The sequence below is a fragment of the Paenibacillus sp. TCA20 genome, from assembly GCF_000732325.1.
Lineage (GTDB): Bacteria > Bacillota > Bacilli > Paenibacillales > Paenibacillaceae > Paenibacillus > Paenibacillus urinalis.
The window spans coordinates 25308-50665 of sequence record NZ_BBIW01000004.1; the positions used below are offsets into that span (position 1 = coordinate 25308).

Consider the following 25358-nt stretch of genomic DNA (forward strand, 5'->3'; position numbering starts at 1 on the left):
ATCCGATAGAATTCCGAATGAAAAAACCTGCTGAAAATTTTCAGCAGGTTTTGTTATATTACGGCTTTACATTTTCTTCTTGATCTCGTCCTTGAGCGCTTCGGATTGGGTTCCGAAGATAACCTGAACGGCACCGTTGCCCAGACGCATAATTCCTGCTGCACCCAGCTTCTTGAGCCCGGCGTCATTTACAACCTTCTCATCGCGAACGACAAGCCGCAGCCTTGTAATGCAGGCATCTATGCTCTCAATGTTATCAGCGCCGCCGAGCTGATGAAGCACTTGATCTGCCTTTGTATCTCCTGCTGCAGAGGCCGGAGCTACTGCTGGTTTATCTGAGGCATCTCCCGTTCCTGTTCCTTCTACAAGCTCATCATCATCTTCACGACCTGGGGTTTTCAGATTGAATTTGACGATGACGAAGCGGAACAGGAAGTAATACACAACTCCAAATGCAAGGCCCACCGGAATGAGCAGCAGTGGATTCGTTGCGAGCTTCATATTGAGCAGGTAGTCGATCAAGCCTGCGGAGAACGCGAAGCCCAGCTTGACGTCAAGCATATACATAATGAATCCGGATAAACCGGTCAGAACGGCATGGATGACGTACAGTACAGGCGCCAGGAACATGAATGAGAACTCCAGCGGCTCTGTAATCCCTGTCAGGAAGGAAGCAATGGCCGAACCGATAAAGATGGAGCCAACCATTTTTCGCTTGGACGGCTTTGCGGTATGAATGAGCGCGAGCGCTGCTGCCGGCATAGCGAACATCATGATCGGGAAGAATCCGGACATGAACATCCCTGCAGTTTTGTCCCCTGCAAAGTAACGCGTCAGGTCACCATTCACAACCTCTCCAGCTGCATTTGTAAATTCCCCAATCTGGAACCAGGCAATGGAGTTAAGAACGTGATGCAGACCGATCGGTACGAGCAGCCGGTTGGCAGTACCAAAGATAAATGCGCCGATACCACCAAGGCTCACTACCCAATTACCAAATGCAGCAATCCCATCCTGAATTGGACTCCATATCATCCCGAGCAGTGCGGCAAACACAATGGTTGCGACTGAGGTAATAATCGGTACGAACCGTTTACCTGAGAAGAAGCCGAGCCATTCGGGAAGCTTGAGCGTATGGAACCGTTTGTATAAATAGGCAGCCAGCAAACCGGTCATAAATCCGCCGAGCACCCCGGTGTTGAGCACAACATCGTCCGGGATATAGCCGAAGACCAGCGGAACCTGCTCCAGAACCTTCACCAGAATGAGATAAGAGATGACGGCAGACAGCGCCGCAACGGCATCCCCTGCGAGACCAATAGCAACACCGACGGCGAAAATAATCGGAAGATTGCCGAAAATCGTTCCAGCACCCGCATTCAGAAAGGGGGTGATGAACTGATTGATGAAACCGCCTACAGCTCCGAGCGGAATATCCTGTTGGTAGTCTATTAAAGCAAAAGCTTGGAGAATACCCGCTGCAGGCAAAGTAGCGACCGGAAGCATCAGCGACTTGCCGAGCTTTTGAAGACCTTTTAACATGCTTACTGCACTCCTTTTCGATGAGGATTTTGCATAAATTAATTGAGCTTTCTTATTAGAGAGCTATGCAAAGTCCTTAATAGATGAAAAAAATTTTCGTGAAAACGGTTAAAAAATAGAAAAATATTTTTGCGACACTTGCTATTATAACGATATTTGCGGAAGATGGAATAGGACTTTTGCATCTTACAGGTGCTCTGTATTGACTTCTTCACTTCAACCGGATAGATTAACTATGAAAAAGATCACTAAAATCAAGGCTTTGCGCCCGTTTTCTTTGAAAGCGCTTCATGCGTATATGCCAACAATTACCTTTATTAGAGGGAGGGCATATGGCTTTTCATTCACTGCCTATATTACCTGCAGTCAAGAGCATGAGAGAGCTGGAACGCGTATTGCACAGTCCTTATATGTATATCGTTCTACTCGATTCTCATGTCGCTCAGCTGAAGAATATTGTCAAGCTCGCTGAGCAGCATGGCAAGAAGATCCTTCTTCATGCCGATATGATCAATGGGCTCAAAAATGACGAGTACGCTGCCGAGTTTCTATGCCAAGAGATTCGTCCCGCCGGTCTCATTTCGACCCGTGCCGGTGTCATCCGTGTAGCCAAGCAGAAGGGGCTGATCGCGATTCAACGCGTCTTTTTACTTGATACCATTGCACTTGAGAAGAGCTATGTACTCATTGAGAAGACCCAGCCCGATTATATTGAAGTTCTTCCTGGTATTATGCCCCATATTATCAAAGAAGTTTCATCCAGAACTGGAATACCTATATTTGCAGGTGGTCTAATTCGAACCGTAGAGGATGTCGACAATGCCATTCAAGCGGGAGCAACATATGTAACCACATCTAATCAGGAGCTTATCGCTCATTATCAAAAATAGCATTGGTTAACAGGAGGTATTGCAGATGGAACAGTACATCATGTCATTAGATCAAGGAACAACGAGCTCGAGAGCCATTCTATTCAATAAAAAAGGGGAGATCGTATACACCGCACAGCGGGAGTTCCCTCAATATTTTCCACAGCCCGGTTGGGTTGAGCATAATCCCAGTGAGATCTGGAGCTCTATTCTTGCTGTCATTGCAACTTGCCTGGCAGAAGCGGAGGTGAAGCCCGCCCAGATCGCCGGTATCGGTATAACGAATCAGCGGGAGACAGCAGTCGTGTGGGAGAAGGACACGGGTCATCCGGTATATAACGCAATTGTATGGCAATCCCGACAGACGGCTGATATTTGCGCGGACCTGAAAACTCAAGGGTATGAAGATATGATCCGTCAAAAGACCGGACTGCTCATTGACCCCTATTTCTCCGCGACCAAGGTCAAATGGATATTGGATCATGTGGATGGGGCAAGAGACAGAGCAGAGCAGGGCGAGCTGCTGTTCGGGACAATAGACAGCTGGCTGATCTGGAAGCTGTCGGGAGGTACAGCCCATGTCACCGATTATTCGAATGCTTCCCGGACCATGATGTATAACATTCACGACCTGGAGTGGGATCAGGAAATATTGGACCTGCTTGATATACCCCAAGCGATGCTGCCTGAAGTGCGAGGATCTTCCGAAGTGTATGCCCATACGGTTCCGTATCATTTCTTTGGCTCAGAGGTTCCGATCGCAGGTGCTGCAGGAGATCAGCAGGCTGCGCTGTTTGGTCAGGCCTGTTATGAAGAAGGCGCCATCAAGAACACTTACGGTACGGGCTGCTTTATGCTGATGAATACAGGAGAGCGGGCTATCCATTCACAGCACGGACTCATTACGACAATCGCATGGGGAATTGATGGCAAGATTGAATATGCTTTGGAGGGGAGTATCTTTGTAGCTGGATCGGCAATTCAGTGGCTTCGTGACGGGCTTCGCATGATCAAGGACTCCAAGGACAGCGAGCTGTATTCTTCCCGTGTGGACTCGACGGACGGCGTATATCTGGTGCCTGCCTTCGTAGGACTGGGCAGTCCCTATTGGGACAGCGAGGTTAGAGGCGCCGTATTTGGGCTGACACGCGGTACGAGCAAGGAGCATTTTATCCGTGCCACGCTGGAGTCACTGGCCTATCAGACCCGGGATGTACTGAATGCGATGCAGCAGGATTCCGGTAATCCCCTTGCCAAGCTTCGAGTTGATGGCGGCGCGGTGAAGAATAATCTGCTGATGCAGTTCCAGAGTGATATTCTGGGTGCTCCGGTCGAGCGGCCGGTTATTAGTGAGACCACGGCGCTCGGAGCGGCTTATCTTGCCGGTCTTGCCGTCGGATTCTGGAGCAGCCGGGAGGAGATCTGTGAGCAGTGGGCATCAGAGCGGATATTTGAGCCGGGGATGGCTGAAGAGCAGAGAGAACGGCTGTATGCAGGCTGGCAAAAGGCTGTGGAGGCGGCGATGGTGTTTAAGGTGTAGTGGCACTGCAGGTTCCGAATGATCTGGTTCAGTAAAATGACAAAGGTGTTTCATTCACTGTTAAAGTGAGGAGAGCATAATTATGTTAGCTGTTATCATATTGCTTCAGATTATTATCATTGGATACTTGATTAAAATTGATGGAAAGCTTCCGAAGAGGGACGTTGTCGCCGATGCTGTACAAGAAGCAATGGAACGAGATGAGAAAATTCGCAAGGAAAAGGAACGAAGTCAATCAACAAATTGATATGGTATTGCAATGATTGGAAGATTGGAAGATTGGTAGATTGGTAGTGTGGCAGAGAGGCAGAGAGGCAGAAATGCAGAGATGGCGGTTCTTGTGCTGCTCCGGTAGTGAATATTCCGTCGATCGTTCTTGGACAGGGATGGCAGTGAATTGTCTATAAGGAAGCCATCCCTGTCCAAATACGAACGCTGTCGCTTCTCCCTGAATATTTCACTCCCTCCGCAAGTGGAACCGCAAGTAGAAGCAGCTCTCCCCTCCTCAAACGGGAGGGGGAGTAGTAAAGTCCGGCTTGGCATTCGCGAGCCGGACTTTGATTTGGGTCGGTTCATTGACTTGGGTAATGAACCTAGCAAGGCTAAAAATGGGGAAGGTTCATTTCTCAGTAATGGTTTAAACCAGGAATTTGTTCTTAAGCTGTGTTCTTTCTTCCTCGGTAATGCCAAGGCCCTCGTGAAGGTAGTTCTCAAATGTTCCATAGTTATCGTCGATCGCTTCCAGCGAAGCTCGGATAAAGGCAGCCTTCATCATTTCTGGAATCCCATTTTTCAGTTCAGGCATTTGATCCATGTATTGTTTATAATCTTCCTCTTTACTTGAGGACAGGAATCGCTGCATGAGTCCATCAAGCGCCAGGTTGGTAAGCTCATAATCTTCAATAACTACTTCGCGAGGCACTCCAAGCGTTAAGAGAATCAGTGCACATACGACACCCGTACGGTCTTTACCCGCAGCACAGTGGAACAAGGAGGTGTCGCGATCTTCTTTCAGAAGCTCATGCAGGATAAGCGAGCATTTATTTGTGTTCAAGATCATCGCCTTATAGCCTGCATTCAGGTCAAGTCCAATCTTCTGCATTTCTTGCGGACTTGCTTCGGCCATAAAAGGGATATTCGTGTTGATCGCTTTACCGATTGCAGGGCTAGGGCGGCTTGTAACTTCAAAATCACTGCGAAGATCACAGATCCAATCAATTCCCAGAGCATCTGCGGTCTTCAGGTCCTGTTCACTCAGTTCATGCAGATCTGCGGAACGCAGGAGCATTCCCCAGCGGGTTGTCCGTCCATCCTCTGTATGATATCCGCCCATATCACGGAAATTGACCACTCCATCGGTGTGAATCATACGGTCAGTTACGGTAGTGACGGAGCCATCATTAAACTTTATATGATAATAGCTGCGCCCAGGAAACGGCGTTCTTGTAAAGGATGCACCTACCGGCTCGATCTGAACATCAAGTGGTGTGCTGCTGCTCTCATCAAATTCAGGGCTGGCTGAGAGGTAGATCGCTTCGGCCTTAAGGCTCTCTGGCATATTCCAGGCGAGCGTAATGATATTATTGCTGGTGTATTTCGCTTGTACAACCGGTCCTTGCTCCAATGATGGGTTAAATGTAGACATAATAAAATCCTCCTTTAGATTTCGATGAACATAACAGGCTCAAAATTCATTAAACCGATTCATAAATTGAATCGACTTCACATCTTAACTCTTACGTGTTTTCAATTTCATTTTATACCTATTCGCAATGAACTCCACGCTGAACACCATGACGAAGACGACCAGGCCGACAAACAAAGCTGCCGCAAAATTGTAGGATTTCATCGCATGCGTCATTTCAAATCCGATCCCGCCGGCACCGACTGCACCGAGAATGGTGGATTCGGCAATACCGCCTTCGAGCTGGAGTACACACCAGGCGATGAACGCCGTTTTCACCGTAGGTAGCACACCCTGCATTACGATCTGCAGCCAGCTGGCTCCAGTTGCCCGCATCGCTTCAAGCACACCCTTGTCGATCTCTTCGAGTGACTGGGCAAATACTTTGACGAGCATACCTGCAGCAGATACGGCGATGGCCAGGACGCCAGGAAGTGGCCCAAGTCCGACAGACACGATGAAGATGAGCGCCCACACAATGGTAGGAATCGCACGCAGCAGAGAGGCTGCGCTTTGGATAACCCATGCAATCAAGGGATGTGGTGTCAGGTTGCTTGCTGCGAGAAAGGACAGGAAGAACGCAACGACTATACCCAGCACGGAGCCAATAATGGCCACTTGCAGTGATTCTACGGCAGCGAGCAGGACATGCTTCCAGGCAGAGAAATCAGGAGGGAACATCGTCCCCACATAACCCCACAGCTTCGTGAAGCCCTCAGCAATCTTGGCATAATCAAACTGCAGCTGCAGGAGACTGAATATAAACAGTACAGCGACCAGCGGAAGACCGATCACAACCAGCTTATTTTTCTTCGGCTTCGGCGGCTCGACCGTCGATGTCAGCACCGTAAAGGATGGTTTAGGCCCGTTTAGCTGCATACTCATATGATCCGCTCCCTTACGCGATTGGTAATCGTTTCAACGACAAGGACGATGACGAGCACGAGCAGAACGGCCATGCTGGCTTCCTGGTACTGAAACAATTTCAATTTGGATTGCAAAATAAATCCGAGACCGCCGCCGCCCACCATACCGACGATCGTGGAGGCGCGAACGTTAATTTCAAAGTTGTACAAGGTCCAGCCGATAAAGCCAGGCAGAAACTGCGGAATGACGGCTTGAGACAGCACTTGAAAATAACTTCCGCCCGATGCGCGGACGGCCTCAACCTGTCCCATATCAATTTCTTCAAGCACCTCGGCAAAAGAGCGGGTCAGCATTCCGATTGAGATCAGAATGAGGGACATCGTTCCTACGACCGCACCGAGTCCGAATGCAGCAACAAGCAGGATCGTCCAAATAATGACCGGGATATTCCGGAAGAGCGACGTTGCCGCCCGAACGAATACCTGCAGGTAAGGGTGCGGGCTCGTTGTCGCCGCAGCCAGGAAGGACAATAGTCCAGCAACAATAGAGCCGATTACCATCGCAACGACACTCATATATAACGTCTGCAGAGCAGGCTCTACGAGCTGGGACAGGGAAGAGAAGTCCGGCGGCAGAAAGTCGAAAAAGATAAATCGGAAGCTCTCACCAACGCCTGTAAACAGAGCTCCGAGAGTAAACTCAGCACCGATGGAGGACCAGATTACGAGGGCAAGCAGCACGATGACAAACAGAATTGTTTGAGTGCGTTTCATTTTACGGGCAGATTGCATTTGTGCCGCATTCATGTCAGGCGGTCTCCTTCACTTGGGAATTAGTCTGGTTGTAGATCAGCCGGATCATCTCGTCTGTAAGCTCATCTGGTGTTCCATCGAATACTTTGGTACCTTTGTGAATGCCGATAATACGGGATGCATATTTCTTCGCAATGTCTACTTGATGCAGATTACATAGACAAGCGATGCCTTCCTCATTACAGATCGTGTACAAATAGTTCATGATCGTTTCTGATGAAGCGGGGTCCAGACTCGCGATCGGCTCGTCAGCAAGAATCAGATCGGGTCTTTGCGCAAGTGCGCGGGCAATCCCTACCCGCTGCTGCTGTCCACCGCTCAGCTCGTCGGCCCGCTTATACATTTGTTCAAACAAACCGACGCGCTGCAGCATCTTCTTCGCAGCTTCTGTATCTGATTTGGAGAAGAGGCCAAGGGCTCCCTTGAACGCACTCATGTAGCCCAATCGGCCATGAAGTACGTTTCTTAGTACGGACACACGGGTGACAAGATTATATCCCTGAAAAATCATACCCATATGACGACGCAGCTCGCGCAGCCTTTTGCCCTTAATCCCCATCGTTTCGCTGCCTTTAAACTGGATTTTGCCGTCCGTTGGCTCAATCATCCGGTTCAGGCTGCGAAGCAGGGTGCTTTTTCCCGCTCCGCTCGGCCCGATGACAACAACGAATTCTCCCGGATTAATTGTAAGATCAAGGTTATCAAGCGCCTTCGTGCCGTCAGGATATACTTTGGACAAACCTTCCACTTGTAGTAGTGTCATATTAAAAAATCCTCCCCACATTTCAAATACTCAGCTTATTTGAATCAAATTTATCTTCGCTATGAATTACGAAATTCATTATTTGCTTAACAGTTCTTCTGGAGACATATCAAGTGCCTCTGCAACATCACGAATTGGATCAAAGTCGCTGTCACTGCCTTCTACAAAACGGGATGCCCCCATACTCTCAAGGAAGCTAGGATTCTTCTCATGGTAATCCACCATAAGCTCACGCAGCTGTGTTACCAGTTCTTCAGGCAAATCCTGACGATACAAAAGCGGCGCACCGCCGACAATCGGCTCGGATTCAGCAATCACACGGTAATCATCTTCGCTCACAAGACCGGATTCTGCCATCATAGGTACCATGAGGCTTGAAGTACCGATCGCATCTGCATTGCCGTTAGCCAGCGCAAGCAGGGATTTGTCATGTCCACCGGAGAAAGCAACACTGCCGAAGAAGGAATCCAGCTCTTCATTCGTCAGGTCAAGCTCTTTCATAAGCGTTGCACGCGGGTATAGATTGCCGGAAGTGGATGCTGGATCAGCGAACAAGAAATCTTTGCCTTTCAGATCCTGTACCGTTTGATAAGGAGAATCCTTCTGAACCAGAATTACAGTATTCGATGGTTGATCACTTTCTGAACGGACAAGCAGCTTGGCGTTAGCGCGTTCTGTAGCAATGATGTATCCGAATGGACCGATCATGCCGATTTCAATCTTGCCTGCACGCAGTGCTTCAATAACCATGTTGTAATCTTCAGCTACAAAAATTTCAGCAGGAATGCCGGTTGCTTCTGTAATATCTGCGGCCAGCTGTTCCTGCGAACGATTCATCTCGCCTTCTTCACTTGGCATCATCCCAATTCGAATGACCTCCGGCATGCCGCCCTCACCTTCACCAGAGGTTGAGCTTGCCTCGGCACCGCAGCCAGACAGAATAACGAGCATAAGTACAAGTGATACGATTAAGCTTTGACGACCTTTACGACCCCTATTTTTCAACATGTTATATCCTCCCGATATTGAAGTTCAACTTCTGTGGTACACAAGTAGGATACAAGTTGAGTGTAAGAAGAATGTATCGGCAATTTTGTTGATTTGTAAAATATTCGGCAGGGTTGCGGCCTTTCTTCGCGTATTGTTAATATGAGGTAAAATGATATCGAAAATATAGATATTTTGTTCGAACTGTGATAACAATCGAGTGTGAGTATAAGTCATGGGCAGAAAGGGACTACATAAATGATGAAAAAAAACTCGCTGGTTGATACGGCATACACGCTGCTGCGTGATCAAATCGTTCGCGGGGAATTAATGCCAGGGACGCTGCTGTCAGAGAATGAGCTGTCCGTAGATTTTCAGATGAGCCGGACACCTGTCCGTCATGCCATCGCTCGTCTGGAGTCAGAAGGATATGTAACAGCACTTAAGAACCGTGGAGTCCTGGTCAAGGAAATGAACAGCAAGGAATTCATCGATTTGAATGAACAAATTCAGGCCATGCTCTTCTACTGCTTCGAGGTAATGAAGGACCGCGGCAGAGATATTTATATAGATCTCGAATCACTGGCTGCCCATGTAGAGGCACAGCGGATTGCAGAGCAGAATAATAATTATGTGTCTTATATCGAGCATCATTTTCTGTTCATGAGGGAGATCGTAGAGTCGATTGGTAACACCGTGATGCTGAGTACCTTCGATTCCTTTAAGGATAAATTGGGAATGTATGCGATTGTCCGGTTCAAGCTAACGCCTCACATCAAGCACTATAGCGCGATAGGAATTAACCGGGATACGCTGAAGGTGCTGGAGGAGCAGAATTATAAAGCTGCCCAGGAGGTTGTGCTGTCACTGAGCCGTATATCGAGGGAGCGTATGCTGGCTACTGGACAGTTTTAGCACGAAAGAGAAGAGCATACTTTTCGTCAACGAGGTAAGCATAAACAGATAGTCGGTTTTAAAAATCCCAATTACAGTTAAAGGTTTGCATTACGGTTAACCCGTGTTATGATAGTTGTAACAAGTTAATAGTTGTCAGGAGACGAGGAGAGACCGCGAATACATTATTTGGCGCCATGCCATTAATGTTTATTTCGTGGTCTCTTTTTCTGTTTTCTGTGTAAATACAAGAAGCGGAGGTCATACGTATGACAGGATTTGCTGAAATGAACAGAACGGATGCCATAACGGCAATGAGCAAGGAGAACTTTGATTTGTTGATTATAGGCGGCGGTATAACCGGCGCGGGCATTGCACTAGATGCCGTGACTCGGGGAATGAAGGTTGCCCTCGTTGAAATGCAGGATTTCGCAGCAGGTACTTCCAGCCGTTCCACGAAGCTCGTGCATGGAGGACTGCGTTATTTGAAGCAGATGCAGATCGATGTTGTCGCTGAGGTCGGGAAGGAGCGCGCCATCGTTTACGAGAATGGACCGCATGTGACGACACCGGAGTGGATGCTGCTCCCCTTCTATGAAGGGGGCACATTTGGTAAGTTCATGACTTCCATTGGACTTCGTGTTTACGATTTTTTGGCGGGGGTGAAGCGAAGCGAGCGCCGGGTTATGCTCAGCAAGGAGAAGACGCTCAGCAAGGAGCCCCTGCTGAAGAAAGAAGGAATGCTGGGCGGCGGCTACTACGTGGAATACCGGACGGATGATGCACGACTAACGATTGAAGTTATGAAGGAAGCTGTGAAGAATGGGGCTCTCGCCATAAACTACGTCAAGGCAAACTCGTTCATTTATAAAGACGGCAAGGTGTGCGGTATCCAGGCGAAGGATCTGATTGGTGGCTCCGACTTTACCATACATGGAGCGAAGGTCGTGAATGCGACCGGTCCTTGGGTCGATCAGCTGAGAGAGAAGGACCAATCGAGGCAAGGGAAAGTGCTCCAGCATACCAAAGGCATTCATCTTGTTATTGATCAAAGCCGGTTTCCACTGAAGCAGGCGATCTATTTTGACACACCGGATGGACGAATGGTATTCGCTATTCCACGTGACGGCAAGGCATATGTGGGGACGACGGATACGGTATATAAAGAAGAACTCGCGAATCCTATTATTGAAAAAGAGGATGCCGAGTATGTTATCAAAGCGATTAACTATATGTTCAGTGATCTGGACATTACGATCGATGATGTCGAATCCGGCTGGGCGGGTATTCGTCCCCTTATTTTTCAGGAAGGAAAGAGTGCCTCAGAAATATCACGGAAGGACGAAATTTGGCAGTCTAACTCCGGTCTGATCACGATTGCGGGAGGCAAGCTGACTGGTTATCGCAAGATGGCGGAGAACGTTGTGGATCTGACTGCGAAACTATTGCATAACGAAGGAAAAGGGCCTTTCAAGGCATGCCAAACGGTTCGTATGCCGATATCAGGCGGGCATGTCGGGGGAAGTGCGGGCTACCCTGCATTTGTGCAGCGAATGACGGAGGTCGGTATGCGGCATGGACTGACTCAGGCAGATGCGGTACGGCTGTCACACATGTACGGATCGAATGCAGAACGGTTATTCCAGCATACGGAAGGCAGTGAACAATCTCTTGGCAACAATCTGCCGATGGAGGTGCTCATGCAGCTGAATTATGCAATGAAGGAAGAGATGGCGGTAACGCCAGCCGACTTTTTCATCCGCCGAACAGGAGCGCTCTTCTTCCATATGGACTGGGTTAAGAAATATAAAGCTCCCGTCATTGAGTACATGTCGAAGGTGAATGGCTGGACAGAGGTCGAGCAGCAGATCTATACACAGGAGCTGGACCAGCTTATCACAGAAGCGAAGCCGGCAGCAGGCTGAGACGATTCAGAACAGATCATGATTAAGATGCCCTCTTCAGGAGGGCATTTTTTATCGGTGGTTTAGATAGAGTTCACCGGTTAAATTTGTTATCCTTAATAAGGAAATTGAAGATAACATGCGGAGGCGTTTCATGGGTTGTCTTGGCTGGCTGTTTAGAGTGTTCGTTATGTTCACCGCCTTGGGGATTTTTATCGTAGGTGGAGGATACATAGTGCTTACTTTTATTGAAGCCGTATTTTTTGAGGGTACATGGGGTCCGTTCTGGATTTCACTTGGTTTGTTTGTGGCAGCGAACTATGTAATGGGCTGGTTTATGCATGTCAGATGGAAGAACGATGATGTGGATATGCCCCTGTTTGCATTCATTTCCTGCACAATTATATTCAAAGGGATAAATCGCATGTTTGGTTTGTACCGGTCTTTGTGAAATCGCTATCTTAATTAGAAAAGGGGAATTTGGAGATGACACTCAGAATTGGAATTATCGGAACGGGCTGGTTTAGCAAGGTGCATGCCGGACTGCTGCAGCAGATGGAAGGGGTTAAGGTCCAGTCCATCCTTGGGACAAGCCAGGAGAAGGCAGACCGAATGGCAGCAGACTATGCTGCAAAAGGTTATGATCAGCTGACAGACATGCTGGATGCAGAACAGCTGGATGCGGTATATATTTGTGTTCCCCCTATGTCTCATGGGGAGATTGAGCTCGCGCTCATTGAGCGGAGCATTCCTTTTCTGGTGGAAAAGCCGCTGGCAACGGATCTTGCTCTACCGCAAAAGATAGAGGCTGCCATTCAGGAGAAGGGGCTGCTGACATCGGTAGGCTATCATTTCCGTTATCAGGAGACGGTGGACCAGCTGAGGCAGGATCTGGCCGGACATACCATTGGCATGGCAAATGGAGCGTGGAATGGCGGCATGCCGGGAGTTGCTTGGTGGCGGCGTCAGGAAGGATCAGGCGGACAATTTATTGAACAAACGACACATATTGTAGATTTGCTGAGATATGTTGCCGGAGAGGTAGTGGAGGTTCAGGCCATGTACGCAAACCGCAGCCTGCACGAGCTTCATGAAGGTGTAAGTGTACCTGATGTGGGAACGGTCAATTTGCGGCTTGAGAGCGGAGTCGTAGCGAATATTTCCAATACATGTATTCTGCCGGATGGTGTGCCGGGTAGCAGCGGGCTGACCTTCTATTCATCTCGAGGCGTATGGAATTGGAATCCGGAGAGACTGCAGATTGCGCAGCCTGAGCCTGCAGGAATGACGATAACAGAGAATAAGAGTAACGCATACTTGCTGGAAAATGAGGCCTTCATCCATGGACTGCGTACAGGCGACCGAAGCCGTATCCGTTCAGACTATTCCGATGCTGTTCGTACACAAGCGGTCACGGTGGCTGCCCTGAAATCTGCGCAGTCCGGAGAACGTGTGTCTCTTCTATGATCTTCATCTAACATATATGACATAGCAGACAGCCCTGTGCAGTCGCATTGATTCATTCTGCTCAGGGCTGTAGCTCATCGATTTATATAATCCACTGGGTAGACCATTCGTAAATTTCTTTAATAACGGGTTCAATCGCATGGCCCTTATCCGTGAGCTCGTATTCGACACGTGGAGGAATTTCGGGATACATTTTGCGAGTGACAATACCAGCGACTTCCATCTCCTTCAGTCTTTCGGACAGCAGCCGGCCGCTGATGGCCATAGCCGCTTCCAGCTCCGTAAAGCGTTTCGGGCCAGATAATAAATGATACATGATGAGGACAGCCCATTTCTTGCCTAAGAGGTCCATCGCCTGGGTAATCGGGCATCGCTCGTTGTTTTGGGGCTCCATGAGATCACCTCGAATTGTAATAAAACAGCATCATATAAATGGATATAACGTTATTATACCTCTTAACTCCATAAATTCGAACTAACCCTCCCGATATTACCGAGAGGGTCATTGTGATTCATAGGTCTTCGTATTACTAGAGAAGCTTCTTAAGCTGAGATACACGGCCTTGACTAATGCCTAATTTCTCAGCGATTTGATTCTGCGATATACCTGGATTGCCTTCTATAATTTCTTTCATTCTGCGAAGCATTTGGGCTGTCTTGGGACGTACGTCACGGGCAAATTCATCCGATCCCGTTGAATATAGATGTTTATGTACAGCTGATGAACCTGCGTATTTCGGATCTGAAAATGGGGATAGACGATGTTCTTGGTTGGAATTAGTCGAACCTTGTCGATCAGATTCAGGCGTGTCCACCGAATGATCCGTAAATTTCAGTTCCTGGGCGCAGCTCTTGCAAATAAATTGTTCCTTGAAATACATCTCCGTGTCCACATTTCCACAAAAAATGCATAGAGTAGACTTGTATTTCCGAAGAATTAATTCTTTACCTTCAATAAAAAACTCCAGCGGATCTCCGATATCGATCTCCATGGTGTCACGCATTTCCTTGGGAAGTACAATACGGCCAAGACGGTCGAGCGCTCTTTTCATACCGGTTCTTTTCATGGGTAATCTCCCCCGCTAATCAGCAGATATTATCATTTCTTCATTTTAAGGGAAGAATGTACTGCAATACAATAGGTTTTTTCAAAAATTAGCCAGTATTATAGACTAATATTATAGAAATACCGAAAATAAGGGGGAGACCATGAGGGTAACCAGAGCGGCAAGAACCATGGAAATGCTCGATATGGTACCCGTCAGCGGGCTGTATTCGAATGCTTTGGAAGTCCCGGTACCGTGCGCACTTGTGCCAAAAGCGATTCCTCTGGCAATCTCTCCATCGATTTTTAGCCATTTTACTACATTGGGGCCGATCAGCAGTCCAGTAAGACCTGTAATGACAACGAAAACAGCAGTTATTTGCGGAATTCCGTCGATCATTGTCGAAATGTCCATAGCTATCGGTGTTGTGATGGAGTGAGGAAGCAGACTGGTTTCCAGCGCTGTGCCCAGATTCAATAGTCTTGTGGTAACCAAGGTGGAGATGATGGCGGTAAGCGAGCCGATGGTCACTCCAGCCGCAATCTCTCGCCAGTTCTTCTTCAAAGCATCGAAATGCTTGTAGAGCGGTATTGCAAAAGCGATCGTAGCAGGCTGAAGCAGCAGTGTAATGAGACTGCCGCCCTCGTTATATGTCTCATAAGGCGTGCCGGTCAGAAGCAGAACGACGACAATCACCGCAGGTACGATGAGCAGCGGGGAGAGGTAGACCTTAGGGAATTGTTTATACATTTTTTTGGCCAGCAGATAGATGGCTATGGTGAACAGGAGACACAGCAGGGCTGTCATAGGGTTTATTCTCCTTTCTCTTGGTGATGGCCTGAGCCGCAAGCCCGGATAGTGCCATGACGACAAATGTACTGATAAGAATGACGAGCAGAATGCTGAGACCGCTCTGTTTCATGAGATCCAGATGGTTCATGATTCCGACAGCGGAAGGAATGAAGAATAGCAGCATTTCTGCTAGCAGCCAGCTGGCACCGGCCTCGATCCAGCGCAGCTTCACGATACCCGTCTTCAACAGTATGAATAGCAATAGCATGCCGATGATGGAGCCGGGGATCGGCAGCTGTAAGAGCTGTACCAACCCATTCATCACAAATGAGATGACGAGCAGAATCACGACTTGAAATAGGATCGTTCCCGTTTGCTTCATAAGATGAGTCCGCCTCCTTTATATTAAGGTTATAATGATGTCTTCCATTCGTTGTATCGAATCCTAGAATGTATACTAGTTGTTACTGAAATTTTACATGATCTATTTTCATGAGTAAAATGCATAATAAGCATGCCTATCATTCCATTTTTCTATAGAAGGAGATCGTTAATCGATGGATATTCGGCATTTGCAGTATTTTCTCGAGGTGGCAAGGCAGCACAGCTTCACGAAGGCAGCACAGGTGCTGTTCATCACGCAGCCAACGATCAGCAAAACGGTAAAGAGTCTTGAGGACGAGCTTGGTGTGACCCTGCTTGATCGTTATGGCAAGAACGTGAAGCTGACCGATGCAGGCGAGGTATTTGCCCGGCAGGCCCAGGAGATCGTAACTTCATTCCACAACTTATCCTCCGAGCTGGATGACCTGATGAATTTGAAGAAAGGGCATATCCGAATCGGGCTCCCGCCTATGATTGGCGCTTCTTTTTTTCCTAAAGTAATTGGAGCATTCTATAAGCAGTATCCGAACATTACAATTCAGCTGTTTGAGGATGGCGGGAAGAAGGTCGAGAATGATATTCTGTCGGGCGCGCTGGACGTGGGGGTAACGGTACTGCCAGCAGATGAGGATTTATTCGACAGCTATATTTTCGTTGATGAATCCCTGAAGGTCGTGCTTCACCCCACACATCCACTTGCAGAACAGGATGAGATTCAATTGGCTGAGCTTAGCGAGGATGGATTTATTTTGTTCCGCGAGGATTTCTCACTGCATGACCGGATTATTGGCGCCTGTCAGAAGGCAGGATATCAGCCGCGAATTATATATGAGAGCGCACAGTGGGATCTGATCAGCAACATGGTCGCCGCCGGACTCGGGGTTGCTCTGCTGCCGGAGACGATCTGCAGAGAGCTTCGCCAGGAGGAGGTAAGGATACTTAAGCTGAAGGAGCGGATTCCATGGGATCTCGGCATGGTGTGGCGGAAGGATCGCTACCAGTCATTTGCGGTACGAGAGTGGATTGCTTTCTCAGAGAAAATGCTAAAGCCTAAGGACTAAACAGAAGGGATATTCCCTGATACAATGACTTTGAAGTGACGATTCAATACTTAGACCATGACCCACATCGAACTTTAGATAAGTTAAAGGAGGAAGCCCGAATGAAACTGCGTGTATCTGCCGTACAATACAAGCTTCAGACCATTACCAGCTTTGAGCAGTTTGCAGCCCAGGTGGAGCATTATATAAAGACAGCCGAAGAATTTGGCGCCGAGTTTATCCTGTTTCCAGAGTTTATGACAACACAGCTGATGTCCATCGGTGATGAGAATGGGAAGGCACTTGGAATCGAGGATTTACCGAATTTTACAGAGGCTTACGAGGCTTTATTTACACAGCTCGCGAAGCACTACAATGTCCATATTATTGCAGGCACCCATGTGATCAAGCAGGATGACAAGCTGCTGAATACCGCACATCTATTTTACCCGGACGGCGCGATCGGACGGCAGCCGAAGCTGCATATTACGCCTACGGAAGTGACGGAATGGAATATGGGAGCAGGCGAGGGACTAACGGTATTTGAGACAGATAAAGGAACAATTGCGGTGCTCACCTGCTACGATATCGAGTTTCCTGAAATTGTCCGCATGGCCAAAGCCAAGGGAGCGGATGTGATCTTCTGCCCTTCTTGTACGGATGACCGTCACGGATTCTATCGTGTTCGGTACACAAGTCATGCAAGAGCTGTAGAGAATCAAGTATATGTGGTTCTGACCGGGACTGTCGGAAGCCTGCCGACCGTTGACTTCATGCGCGCCAATTATGGTCAGGCTGCGATCATTACCCCGAATGATATTCCGTTTCCACCGCGTGGAATTATGGCCGAAGGGGAAATCAATGATGATATGATCGTAACTGCGGATCTGGATCTGGATCTGCTGTATGAAGTACGTGAGCGCGGAGCGGTTACAACCTGGCGTGACCGCCGGGTAGATCTGTACCCAGACTGGTAGAGAAGGCAGGTGAGCTTTTGCGGTGTATCATAAAGAGATGTATATCCTAAGTGAGGGCAAGCCGGTTCCTGTCGTCATTCGGAATTATACCGAGACTGACTTTGATGAACTGATTGCGATTCAGGCAGAATGCTTCCCTCCGCCCTTTCCACCAGAGCTGTGGTGGAGCAGAGAACAGCTGAGCAGCATATTACTTTATTTCCACAAGGTGCGCTCACGGTAGAGGTGGACGGCATATTAGCTGGCTCAATGACGGGGCTGCGCACGATGTTCGACCCGGCGCATCCTGAGCATACCTGGGCAGAAGCAACCGATGAAGGCTATATTCGAAATCACCAGCCGGATGGTGATACACTATATGTCGTGGATATCAGTGTCCGCCCTGCTTATCGCAAGCTTGGCATTGGACAGCTGCTCATGCAATCCATGTACCATGTCGTTATACAGGAAGGTGCTCTGCGGCTTCTGGGAGGCGGCCGAATGCCCGGGTATCATACAGTAGCGGACAAGATGAGTGCTGCAGAATACCTGTCCGCCGTCACCTGCGGTGAGCTTCGTGATCCCGTCATTTCTTTTTTGCTTCGCTGTGGGCGAACACCCGTGGCTGTCGCTGAGAATTACCTGGATGATGAGGAATCCTGTCACTATGGAGCACTGATGGAATGGCGTAATCCGTTTAAGTAAGCTGAAGGAGGAGGTAGTCATTATGGAATATATTCGTATTGTCTCAATCAAGGATCCGCTGTTTGCACAAATGCATAAGCTGATGCAGGAGGTATTTCCTCCGGAGGAAGTGCTCGAATTCTCCTTGTGGGAGGATCCATTGAAGGACCCGGGTATCCGGGTATTCGTGGCGGTGCTGGACGATCAGGTGGTTGGTGCTACGGAGTATCGTTATTATTCGGATTGGAATGTAGCGATGACCGATTTCACGATTATCGGGCGTGATGGACTCGGGATCGGACCGTTTCTGGCCAATGCGCGCCGGCGTGATCTGAGAGGCCTGGCACAAGCGGAAGGCAAGGAGCTCTTTGGCATGTTTGCTGAAATCTATAATCCCTACATATCGGATGAGCATGAATTTGGCGGCATCAAGTCGATGAATCCTTATGTCCGTAGAGAAGTGCTGTCTCACCTGGGTTATTTGAGAATCGATTTCCCTTATGTCCACCCTTCATGGCAAGGTGATGGACAGGCGGTCGGCGGGCTTGATCTGTGCTTCTTGCCGACAGATGAATCACAGAAGGGGATCTCCAGCAAGCTGGTGGCGAACTTCCTGAAGCGCTATTATGCCGTGCTGCCTGTTAAGCCGGCAGAGTGGACTTCCATGGTGGATCAGCTGGAGGAGCAGGAGGAACTGAAGCTGCTTCCGCTCTAATTGGGCTGACAATAGCGAAGCCGAATGATCCACGGACAGATCTGATGCCTAGCTTGAATAATCAGTTGTCTGGTCCGAATATAGAATGAAAATAAGCCTTCTGCCAGCGGCAGAAGGCTTATTTGTTGCTTATCGTTATAAATCGAAACGACTCTATTATTCCTCTGTCTGAGTGCGCTCAGGCAGCTGTGACACATAGCTGTATGAATAATGCATCAGGGCAAGTGCTCGCTCGTATTGATCTTGGCTTACGTCAGGAACTTCCGTTCCTGAGGCTTCCTTCGCGAGCAGAGGGTCTTCGGGAGACTTAAGAGAATCTATAAATTCCTTGGATGCTGTTTCTTCAATCTCAGGCAGCTTATGCTGCGTGCCATCTTCAAATCCACTGCCAGGAATAAACATTCCCTCCTGGCTGATGAACGATCCGGTTGGCAGATAATAGCGCTCAGGAAGCAGATTCGGCTGTCCGCTCAGCAGATCCTGGCCAAAATGAATATAATCGTCCATTGAGATGCCCAGCAGGCTCGCCACCGTCGGTACGATATCGACCTGACCGCCAAGCTGATCTACTCTTGCACCTTCTACAACACCAGGGGCAGAAATAACGAGCGGAATATTGATCATGTCTGCCATGGAATATTCACGTCCGAATATTTCCTTCATCAGAGCTTTGTCCTCCGATTCAAGTGAATAGATGGGCAGGCCCAGGTGATCGCCATATACAACGATGAGACTGTTATCCCAGACACCATTCTCTTTCAGCTGCTCGATAAACAGGCCGAGCTCGTAATCGGCGTAATTCTGTGCACGAATATAATTGCCGACCAGTGTTCCCTCGAAACGTTCCGGCAGGTCCATCTTGTATCTGTCCTCAGGCAAATGGTAAGGATGATGGGCAGACATCGAAATGACCTGTGAATAGAAAGGCCGCCCTTCCTCTTGCAGAGCTGCCAGCTCCTCTGCTGTCTTACGGTACAGCACGGCATCTGATGCCGCGAATGCAATCATATCCTCTTCCCCGAAAAAGTCATATTCGTAGTAATCTCCAAAACCGAGAGCAGAGTACATCTCCAGCCGATTCCAGAATTCTACATGGTTTGTATGGAAAGTGGTTGTATTATAGCCGTTCTCTGTAAGCAGTTTTGGCAGACTTGGCACTTCATAGTCCGCATACTCCTGTGAAGCAGCCCCACGCGGTGGGATGTAGTAGGAGGAATTGACGACAAACTCGGCGTCAGAGGTATTCCCCTGCCCGACCTGCTGATAAAAATGCGGGAAATACAAGCTTTCCTGCGCCAGTTTATTCAGATTAGGCGTAACTTCTTGGCCATCCACGTTCAGCCCGACCAGGAAATTCTGGAAAGACTCGAGCTGTATGATAATCACATTGCGGCCCTTGGCTGAGTCCCAGTAGCTGGATATGGTGGACTCTGGTGCATCGATGCCTTTGAGCTCATTAATGCTCTCCTGGGTAATCTCCTTCTGAGGCACCGGGTCCTCAGGTCTGTCTGAGGCAATCAAGAATGCCTCGTAATTGAGTATACCCATGGATTCCGCTTGATTCAGCTCATTCATACTCGCGCGGTTCGGCCAGATGTTAAATATGGTGATGATGGCCGAGATGACGAATATGCTGGCAGCGGTTCTCTTCCCAAGCCGTGGCAGCTTCTTCGGCGTATAGAATACCTGTTTATTCATACGAATGCGGCGCTGGATGAAATATACGAGCAGCACAATAATATCTACAAAAATAAGCAGATAATAAGGAGCAAGCAGTGAGAAGATACTGCTGTTGACCGAAGTTACCTGATTAACCTGGGCAAGAGCATGGTAGGTAACGATGACTCCGTAATATTTGTAGTACATAATAGCCGCAAAAAAGATAATCGTTATGATGAGGTTCGTTATCATGTAATACCCGATCTTTCTCTTGTCAGCGAAGCGTTCAATAATGGCAAAGATCAGCCATACAAAAGGAATCTCGGTCAAGAGAGGCTGCCAGAATGGGATATCATCAAATATGGCGTACCAGGTAAGGTAGCTCTTGATCAGCATGATTAAGGTAAAGAAAACAAACGGCTTGGTTAAGAAAGTCTTCCAAGCGAAGCGTTCCAAATGTACCGCCTTCCTTCCACTTGCAAGCAGTCTGCAATGTAAAATAATGGTATTAGTATACAATAAGATCGGGTGCTTGTTACAGCACTGCAATAAAATATTATCCTATGGATTTAAAAAGTTGTCAAAATCGGTCAGGTGGGAAATGAATGTAAAATAGCCCGCATTCACCAGCCCCAAATGATCAGGATCAGGTAATACGGGCTTACATGAGGATCATGTTAGTCTTTCATTAGATTATTCCACCGTGTACGTCGTAATAAACGAGGACGGGCAAAGATCGAAGGCGCCTGAGCCTTCAGCCCTTCTTGGGAATCGCGCTTCTGATGCGCATGGGCAAAGGCCTGAGATTGCTGCCAAGCCTCAAAGCTTGCTTTGGAATCCCATGCGGTAAGGATGACGTACGTATCGCTGTTCAGTGGGCGAAGCACGCGAATACCTGCAAAGCCCGGCTCGTCCTCTACTTTTCGAGCACGGTTCATAAATCTGGCTTCAAATGCTTCTCTTCCATCGTCTGTGACTGGAATGTTGTTCATGACAATGAACTTACTCCCCGTAAGGCTTCCGCTTGCATCAATCGCTTCATAGGCAGGAATGGCCGGGTCGTTGTCGACCATAGCATCCAGTTCGATCACATAACGTGTGTCTTCATCATTCTGAAGTGTGAAATAAGGGTGCTCCTTAAGTGCATCCGATATTGGTGATGACAAAAAATATAGATACATCGCTCAGACCTCCTGTTATTTAACATGTTCAATATCAATATAGCATAACTCATTCTCTCCTCTATTAACTAAACAGATCAATGGAAACAATAACGCTGCGGGTATTATGAATTGAAATCGGGTATATAACAGTAAACTCAAAATCTTTACATTCATATACAGCAGATGATGATAGGTCTTTACATTCTCCTGTTATGTTGAGGTAAAAAAAGGAGAGGTGAGTCGGGCGTGGTCAAAACCTTGAGAACTTTGCTTATCGCTTCCATCATCGGAATTGGTGGAGATACAGATCATATTGCCGCTGCCAACTCGGCTGATCCGGTAGTTGTTGCTCATCGGGGAGCAGCGGGGTACGCGCCGGAGAATACGATGGCTGCTTTTGAATTAGCATACCGAATGCAGTCAAGTATGATCGAGCTGGATGTGCAGCGGAGCCTGGATGGAGAGCTCGTCGTCATTCATGATCTCACATTGGATCGGACGACAAGCGGGACGGGAGAAGTCAGAATGCATACGCTGGAGGAGCTGAGAAGCCTGGATGCAGGAAGCTGGTTTGGAGGAGAGTATAGCAGCCAGCAGATTCCTACTTTCGAAGAGGTTCTGGCGCATTACAGAGGTAAGAATATCGGGTTTCTCATCGAGTTGAAGGCACCGGAGCTGTATCCCGGCATCGAGAGACAAGTGGCGGACTCCTTGATCAAGTACGGATATGACAAAATGGGGCCCGGGCAGGTGATCGTTCAGTCCTTTAACCATGAATCCATGGCGACATTCCATGACATGCTGCCCACCGTACCGACGGGTGTGCTGATTGAGGATCCTGCAGATTTGGATAACGACAAGCTGGATGAATACCGAGCCTATGCTTCGTATGTGAATCCGCATATCTATGCTGTAGAGCATTCACTCGTTCGTCAAATCCATGCCAGAGGAATGAAGATTTATGCTTGGACACTGCGCAGCCGTGAGGAAGCAGACTATCTGCTTGATCTGGGGGTAGACGGAATTATTACCGACTATCCAGATTACGTGCCCTATAAGGAAACGAAGAAATAAAGCGAATTTAAAGAGATTTCATGTGAATTGTTCATAGAACCCCTCTCTGGCTGCTTTCATTCAAGTGGTCGTAAGAGGGGTTATTGTAGTTCTTTTACGGACACCGATAAGCGCTTAGAGAACTGGTATCTTCACCTCCATTTTGTTACAGTGAGAAGACGAAAATGAACAGGAACGGGTGAAACGCATGCCATATGAAATTTCTATATCCGTCAGACCTTTGGTGGAGTATGTATATCGAAGCGGCAGCATTACGGGGGGATTCCGGACGAATGCGACGATGCACGAAGGGACCCGGATTCATCAGAGCATTCAGAAGACCTATGCAGATACGGATCAAAAAGAAGTATTTCTCAAGGGCGAGATCCCTTGCGGTGATCTTCTATTCAAGGTGGAAGGGAGATGCGATGGACTTATTCAGCTGGACGGGGCATGGACGATTGATGAGATCAAGTCGACAGCAGCTCCGCTGGAGGACTTGGGGGACGGGCTTCCGGTTCACTGGGCACAGGGTAAAATGTATGCATATATGTATGCCAAGACAGAGGGACTCTCAGCCATGCAGATCCAGCTGACCTATGTACGGACAGGCAGTGGTGAGCAGAAGAGAATGCTGGTTACCCACTCTATGGAAGAGCTTGAGGTCTTTGCACGTGGAATTGTTGAAGCTTATGCTCCTTATGCGGAGATGCTGAGGGAGCATGAAGAAAAGCGCCAGCCGTCCATTGAAGCGCTTGGCTTTCCTTTTCCTTCTTACCGTGCGGGACAGCGCAAGCTGGCAGGTGCCGTATTCAAAACCATCTCCGAGGGTGCCGGGCTGATGGCGAAGGCACCGACAGGAATTGGCAAGACGATGTCGACTTTATTCCCGGCTGTCAAGGCAGTCGGAGCAGGACATATCAGCAAAATCTTCTATTTGACAGCACGGACAACGACCCGGGCAACGGCGGAGGAAGCCTTTGCGCGAATGCAGGCACAGGGGCTGTATATGAACTCGGTGACGATCACCGCCAAGGACAAAATCTGCTTCAAGGAAGAGGAAGCATGTGATGCCGGGCAGTGCAGGATGTGCGAAGGCTATTACGACCGGATCAACGGGGCAGTTCTGGATATTATGAAGCACGAGACGATCATGACTAGGCCGGTCATTGAAGCGTACGCACGCAAGCACCAGGTCTGCCCATTCGAGTATTCGCTCGACATTGCTTACGCGGCGGATGCGGTCGTATGTGATTATAATTATATTTTTGATCCGCGAGTGTCCTTGAAGCGATTGTTTGAGGATCAGAAGAAGAAGACGGCTGTGCTGGTCGATGAGGCGCATAACCTGGTCGATCGAGGCCGAAATATGTTCTCGGCGGAGCTCGTCAAATCGGTCTTTCTCGGGATCAAGGATGAGTACAAGACGGCCAATGAAGGGGTATCCCGAACGGCCGGAGAGGTTAACTCGTTCCTGTACGCAGTCAAGAACAACTGCAACAGCGAGGGGCGGATCATTCAGTCTGAGCTGCCGGAAGAGCTGATCAAGCGGCTGGAAAAGTTCGTAGAGACAGCAGAAATTGAGCTGGTCTCCGGCTCTTCTGCAGACCGGGTCAGTCTTGAGGCACAGGAAGAGCTGCTCGGCACTTATTTTGCGGCCCAGAACTTTATTCGAATGGCCAAGCTATACGATGATCACTACCTGACATATGCGGAGATCATCCGCAGTGACTTCCGAATCAAGCTGTATTGTCTCGATCCTTCGGAGCTGCTACGGCAGGCTGGCAAAGGCTACCGGTCTATCATTCATTTCTCTGCCACACTGTCTCCGATGAATTATTACCGGGATATGCTGGGTGCTGGCGAAGAGGATTATACGCTCAGCATTCCTTCGCCGTTCAGCAAGGAACAGCTTGATGTGCGGCTGGTACCGCTGTCGGTCAGATACAACGACCGGGAGAGGTCGAAGGGAGCCATCGCAAGACTGTTGCAGCGGGTCGCAGAGGAGCGGCCGGGGACCAACCTGCTCGTCTTTTTCCCGTCTTATTCCTATATGCAGGAAGTATATGAAGTCTATACTCAGGATGAAGGCAAGGGTGTAGATGCCATCATACAGCAGTCTTCCATGAGTGAGGAGGAGAGGGATGCCTTCCTATCCGGCTTCCAGCCGAATCCTGAGCGCACGCGGCTGGGGTTTGCGGTGCTCGGGGGCGTATTCTCCGAAGGGGTGGATCTTCCCGGTGACAGGCTGAACGGTGTAATCGTCGTGGGTACAGGCCTGCCTCAGATTGGACTGGAGAACAATATGCTGCGGGATTACTTTAATCAGACGGGGCGGAACGGATTTAATTACGCTTATGTTTTTCCGGGTATGAACAAAGTGCTTCAGGCAGGCGGGAGACTCATCCGTACGGAGGAGGACGAGGGTGTGCTCGTGCTGATCGATGATCGCTTCGGACAGGAGCCTTACCGTTCCTTGCTGCCTGAAGAGTGGAGGGAGTACAAGCAGGTTAACCCTGCTTCGATCTAGTATAGCT

At 48.7% G+C, this 25358-nt stretch carries 24 protein-coding genes and 1 pseudogene; 13 read left to right on the top strand and 12 right to left on the bottom strand.

Annotated elements, in window-relative coordinates:
* Positions 1-66 precede the first annotated feature (66 nt).
* Positions 67-1542, bottom strand: coding sequence for an N-acetylglucosamine-specific PTS transporter subunit IIBC (nagE, locus tag TCA2_RS09010; RefSeq protein ID WP_047911284.1), 1476 nt, complete (start codon positions 1540-1542; stop codon positions 67-69).
* 332 nt (positions 1543-1874) lie between these two features.
* On the opposite strand from nagE, the gene TCA2_RS09015 reads away from it, so the two are divergent.
* The 3 genes from TCA2_RS09015 to TCA2_RS27155 all read left to right on the top strand — a co-directional run bounded on the left by TCA2_RS09015 (position 1875) and on the right by TCA2_RS27155 (position 4198).
* On the top strand, positions 1875-2432 hold the full coding sequence (locus tag TCA2_RS09015) for a glycerol-3-phosphate responsive antiterminator (protein ID WP_047911285.1): 558 nt from the start codon (positions 1875-1877) through the stop codon (positions 2430-2432).
* Positions 2433-2457: 25 nt separating this feature from the next.
* Positions 2458-3951 carry a glycerol kinase GlpK gene (glpK, locus tag TCA2_RS09020; RefSeq protein WP_047911286.1) on the top strand — a complete coding sequence of 498 codons (1494 nt, stop codon included), beginning with the start codon at positions 2458-2460 and terminating at the stop codon, positions 3949-3951.
* An 82-nt stretch (positions 3952-4033) separates the two neighbouring features.
* Entirely contained in the window at positions 4034-4198 is a 165-nt protein-coding gene (locus TCA2_RS27155) for a hypothetical protein (protein ID WP_193746015.1), read from the top strand.
* Between the two features lie 390 nt (positions 4199-4588).
* Here TCA2_RS27155 and TCA2_RS09025 read toward each other — a convergent pair whose 3' ends face one another.
* The 5 genes from TCA2_RS09025 to TCA2_RS09045 all read right to left on the bottom strand — a co-directional run bounded on the left by TCA2_RS09025 (position 4589) and on the right by TCA2_RS09045 (position 9085).
* Complete coding sequence (locus TCA2_RS09025; protein WP_047911287.1) at positions 4589-5596, bottom strand: tyrosine-protein phosphatase; 1008 nt, start codon at positions 5594-5596, stop codon at positions 4589-4591.
* An 84-nt stretch (positions 5597-5680) separates the two neighbouring features.
* Positions 5681-6520, bottom strand: coding sequence for a phosphonate ABC transporter, permease protein PhnE (phnE, locus tag TCA2_RS09030; protein ID WP_047911288.1), 840 nt, complete (start codon positions 6518-6520; stop codon positions 5681-5683).
* The gene (gene phnE, locus TCA2_RS09035; protein WP_047911289.1) at positions 6517-7308 is read right to left on the bottom strand and encodes a phosphonate ABC transporter, permease protein PhnE; all 792 of its coding nucleotides are present in this window, start codon (positions 7306-7308) and stop codon (positions 6517-6519) included. Before phnE (TCA2_RS09035) ends, phnE (TCA2_RS09030) begins: the two co-directional genes overlap by 4 nt.
* Before the next feature lies 1 nt (position 7309).
* A complete protein-coding gene (gene phnC / locus TCA2_RS09040; protein ID WP_047911290.1) occupies positions 7310-8077 on the bottom strand; it encodes a phosphonate ABC transporter ATP-binding protein in 768 nt (255 codons plus the stop codon).
* A gap of 78 nt (positions 8078-8155) precedes the next feature.
* Positions 8156-9085: a phosphate/phosphite/phosphonate ABC transporter substrate-binding protein gene (locus TCA2_RS09045; RefSeq protein WP_047911291.1), complete on the bottom strand. Its 930-nt coding sequence runs from the start codon at positions 9083-9085 to the stop codon at positions 8156-8158.
* A 237-nt stretch (positions 9086-9322) separates the two neighbouring features.
* Between TCA2_RS09045 and TCA2_RS26105 the strand changes: the two genes are divergently transcribed.
* The 4 genes from TCA2_RS26105 to TCA2_RS09065 all read left to right on the top strand — a co-directional run bounded on the left by TCA2_RS26105 (position 9323) and on the right by TCA2_RS09065 (position 13329).
* The gene (locus tag TCA2_RS26105) at positions 9323-9979 is read left to right on the top strand and encodes a GntR family transcriptional regulator (RefSeq protein WP_052511847.1); all 657 of its coding nucleotides are present in this window, start codon (positions 9323-9325) and stop codon (positions 9977-9979) included.
* Positions 9980-10227: 248 nt separating this feature from the next.
* Entirely contained in the window at positions 10228-11883 is a 1656-nt protein-coding gene (locus TCA2_RS09055) for a glycerol-3-phosphate dehydrogenase/oxidase (RefSeq protein WP_047911292.1), read from the top strand.
* Positions 11884-12001: 118 nt separating this feature from the next.
* Positions 12002-12313 carry a hypothetical protein gene (locus tag TCA2_RS09060; protein ID WP_152557685.1) on the top strand — a complete coding sequence of 104 codons (312 nt, stop codon included), beginning with the start codon at positions 12002-12004 and terminating at the stop codon, positions 12311-12313.
* A 35-nt stretch (positions 12314-12348) separates the two neighbouring features.
* Entirely contained in the window at positions 12349-13329 is a 981-nt protein-coding gene (locus TCA2_RS09065; protein ID WP_047911294.1) for a Gfo/Idh/MocA family protein, read from the top strand.
* 82 nt (positions 13330-13411) lie between these two features.
* Here the strand turns inward: TCA2_RS09065 and TCA2_RS09070 are convergent, their stop codons facing one another.
* From TCA2_RS09070 to TCA2_RS09085, 4 genes are all read right to left on the bottom strand, one after another.
* Entirely contained in the window at positions 13412-13723 is a 312-nt protein-coding gene (locus tag TCA2_RS09070; RefSeq protein WP_047911295.1) for a helix-turn-helix domain-containing protein, read from the bottom strand.
* A gap of 136 nt (positions 13724-13859) precedes the next feature.
* Positions 13860-14396, bottom strand: coding sequence for an AbrB/MazE/SpoVT family DNA-binding domain-containing protein (locus TCA2_RS09075; RefSeq protein WP_047911296.1), 537 nt, complete (start codon positions 14394-14396; stop codon positions 13860-13862).
* A gap of 111 nt (positions 14397-14507) precedes the next feature.
* Positions 14508-15182, bottom strand: coding sequence for an LrgB family protein (locus TCA2_RS09080; protein WP_047911297.1), 675 nt, complete (start codon positions 15180-15182; stop codon positions 14508-14510).
* The gene (locus tag TCA2_RS09085; RefSeq protein WP_081872349.1) at positions 15118-15549 is read right to left on the bottom strand and encodes a CidA/LrgA family protein; all 432 of its coding nucleotides are present in this window, start codon (positions 15547-15549) and stop codon (positions 15118-15120) included. Before TCA2_RS09085 ends, TCA2_RS09080 begins: the two co-directional genes overlap by 65 nt.
* A 175-nt stretch (positions 15550-15724) precedes the next feature.
* Here TCA2_RS09085 and TCA2_RS09090 point away from each other — a divergent pair, with 175 nt between their 5' ends.
* From TCA2_RS09090 to TCA2_RS09105, 4 genes and pseudogenes are all read left to right on the top strand, one after another.
* Complete coding sequence (locus TCA2_RS09090; protein WP_047911298.1) at positions 15725-16612, top strand: LysR family transcriptional regulator; 888 nt, start codon at positions 15725-15727, stop codon at positions 16610-16612.
* 101 nt (positions 16613-16713) lie between these two features.
* Positions 16714-17568 (top strand): carbon-nitrogen hydrolase family protein, encoded by an 855-nt coding sequence (locus tag TCA2_RS09095; RefSeq protein ID WP_047911299.1) that lies wholly within the window; start codon positions 16714-16716, stop codon positions 17566-17568.
* Positions 17569-17605: 37 nt separating this feature from the next.
* Positions 17606-18252: pseudogene (locus tag TCA2_RS09100) on the top strand (GNAT family N-acetyltransferase).
* Between the two features lie 22 nt (positions 18253-18274).
* Positions 18275-18946: a hypothetical protein gene (locus TCA2_RS09105; RefSeq protein WP_047911300.1), complete on the top strand. Its 672-nt coding sequence runs from the start codon at positions 18275-18277 to the stop codon at positions 18944-18946.
* A 156-nt stretch (positions 18947-19102) separates the two neighbouring features.
* On the opposite strand, the gene TCA2_RS09110 is transcribed toward TCA2_RS09105, so the two are convergent.
* Complete coding sequence (locus TCA2_RS09110; protein ID WP_081872399.1) at positions 19103-21001, bottom strand: LTA synthase family protein; 1899 nt, start codon at positions 20999-21001, stop codon at positions 19103-19105.
* Between the two features lie 281 nt (positions 21002-21282).
* Positions 21283-21786 carry an antibiotic biosynthesis monooxygenase gene (locus TCA2_RS09115; RefSeq protein WP_238546331.1) on the bottom strand — a complete coding sequence of 168 codons (504 nt, stop codon included), beginning with the start codon at positions 21784-21786 and terminating at the stop codon, positions 21283-21285.
* Between the two features lie 228 nt (positions 21787-22014).
* Between TCA2_RS09115 and TCA2_RS09120 the strand changes: the two genes are divergently transcribed.
* Together TCA2_RS09120 and TCA2_RS09125 are read left to right on the top strand one after the other, a co-directional pair.
* Positions 22015-22842 (top strand): glycerophosphodiester phosphodiesterase family protein, encoded by an 828-nt coding sequence (locus TCA2_RS09120; RefSeq protein WP_052511849.1) that lies wholly within the window; start codon positions 22015-22017, stop codon positions 22840-22842.
* Positions 22843-23029: 187 nt separating this feature from the next.
* Positions 23030-25351 carry an ATP-dependent DNA helicase gene (locus TCA2_RS09125; protein WP_047911302.1) on the top strand — a complete coding sequence of 774 codons (2322 nt, stop codon included), beginning with the start codon at positions 23030-23032 and terminating at the stop codon, positions 25349-25351.
* Positions 25352-25358: the final 7 nt, after the last annotated feature.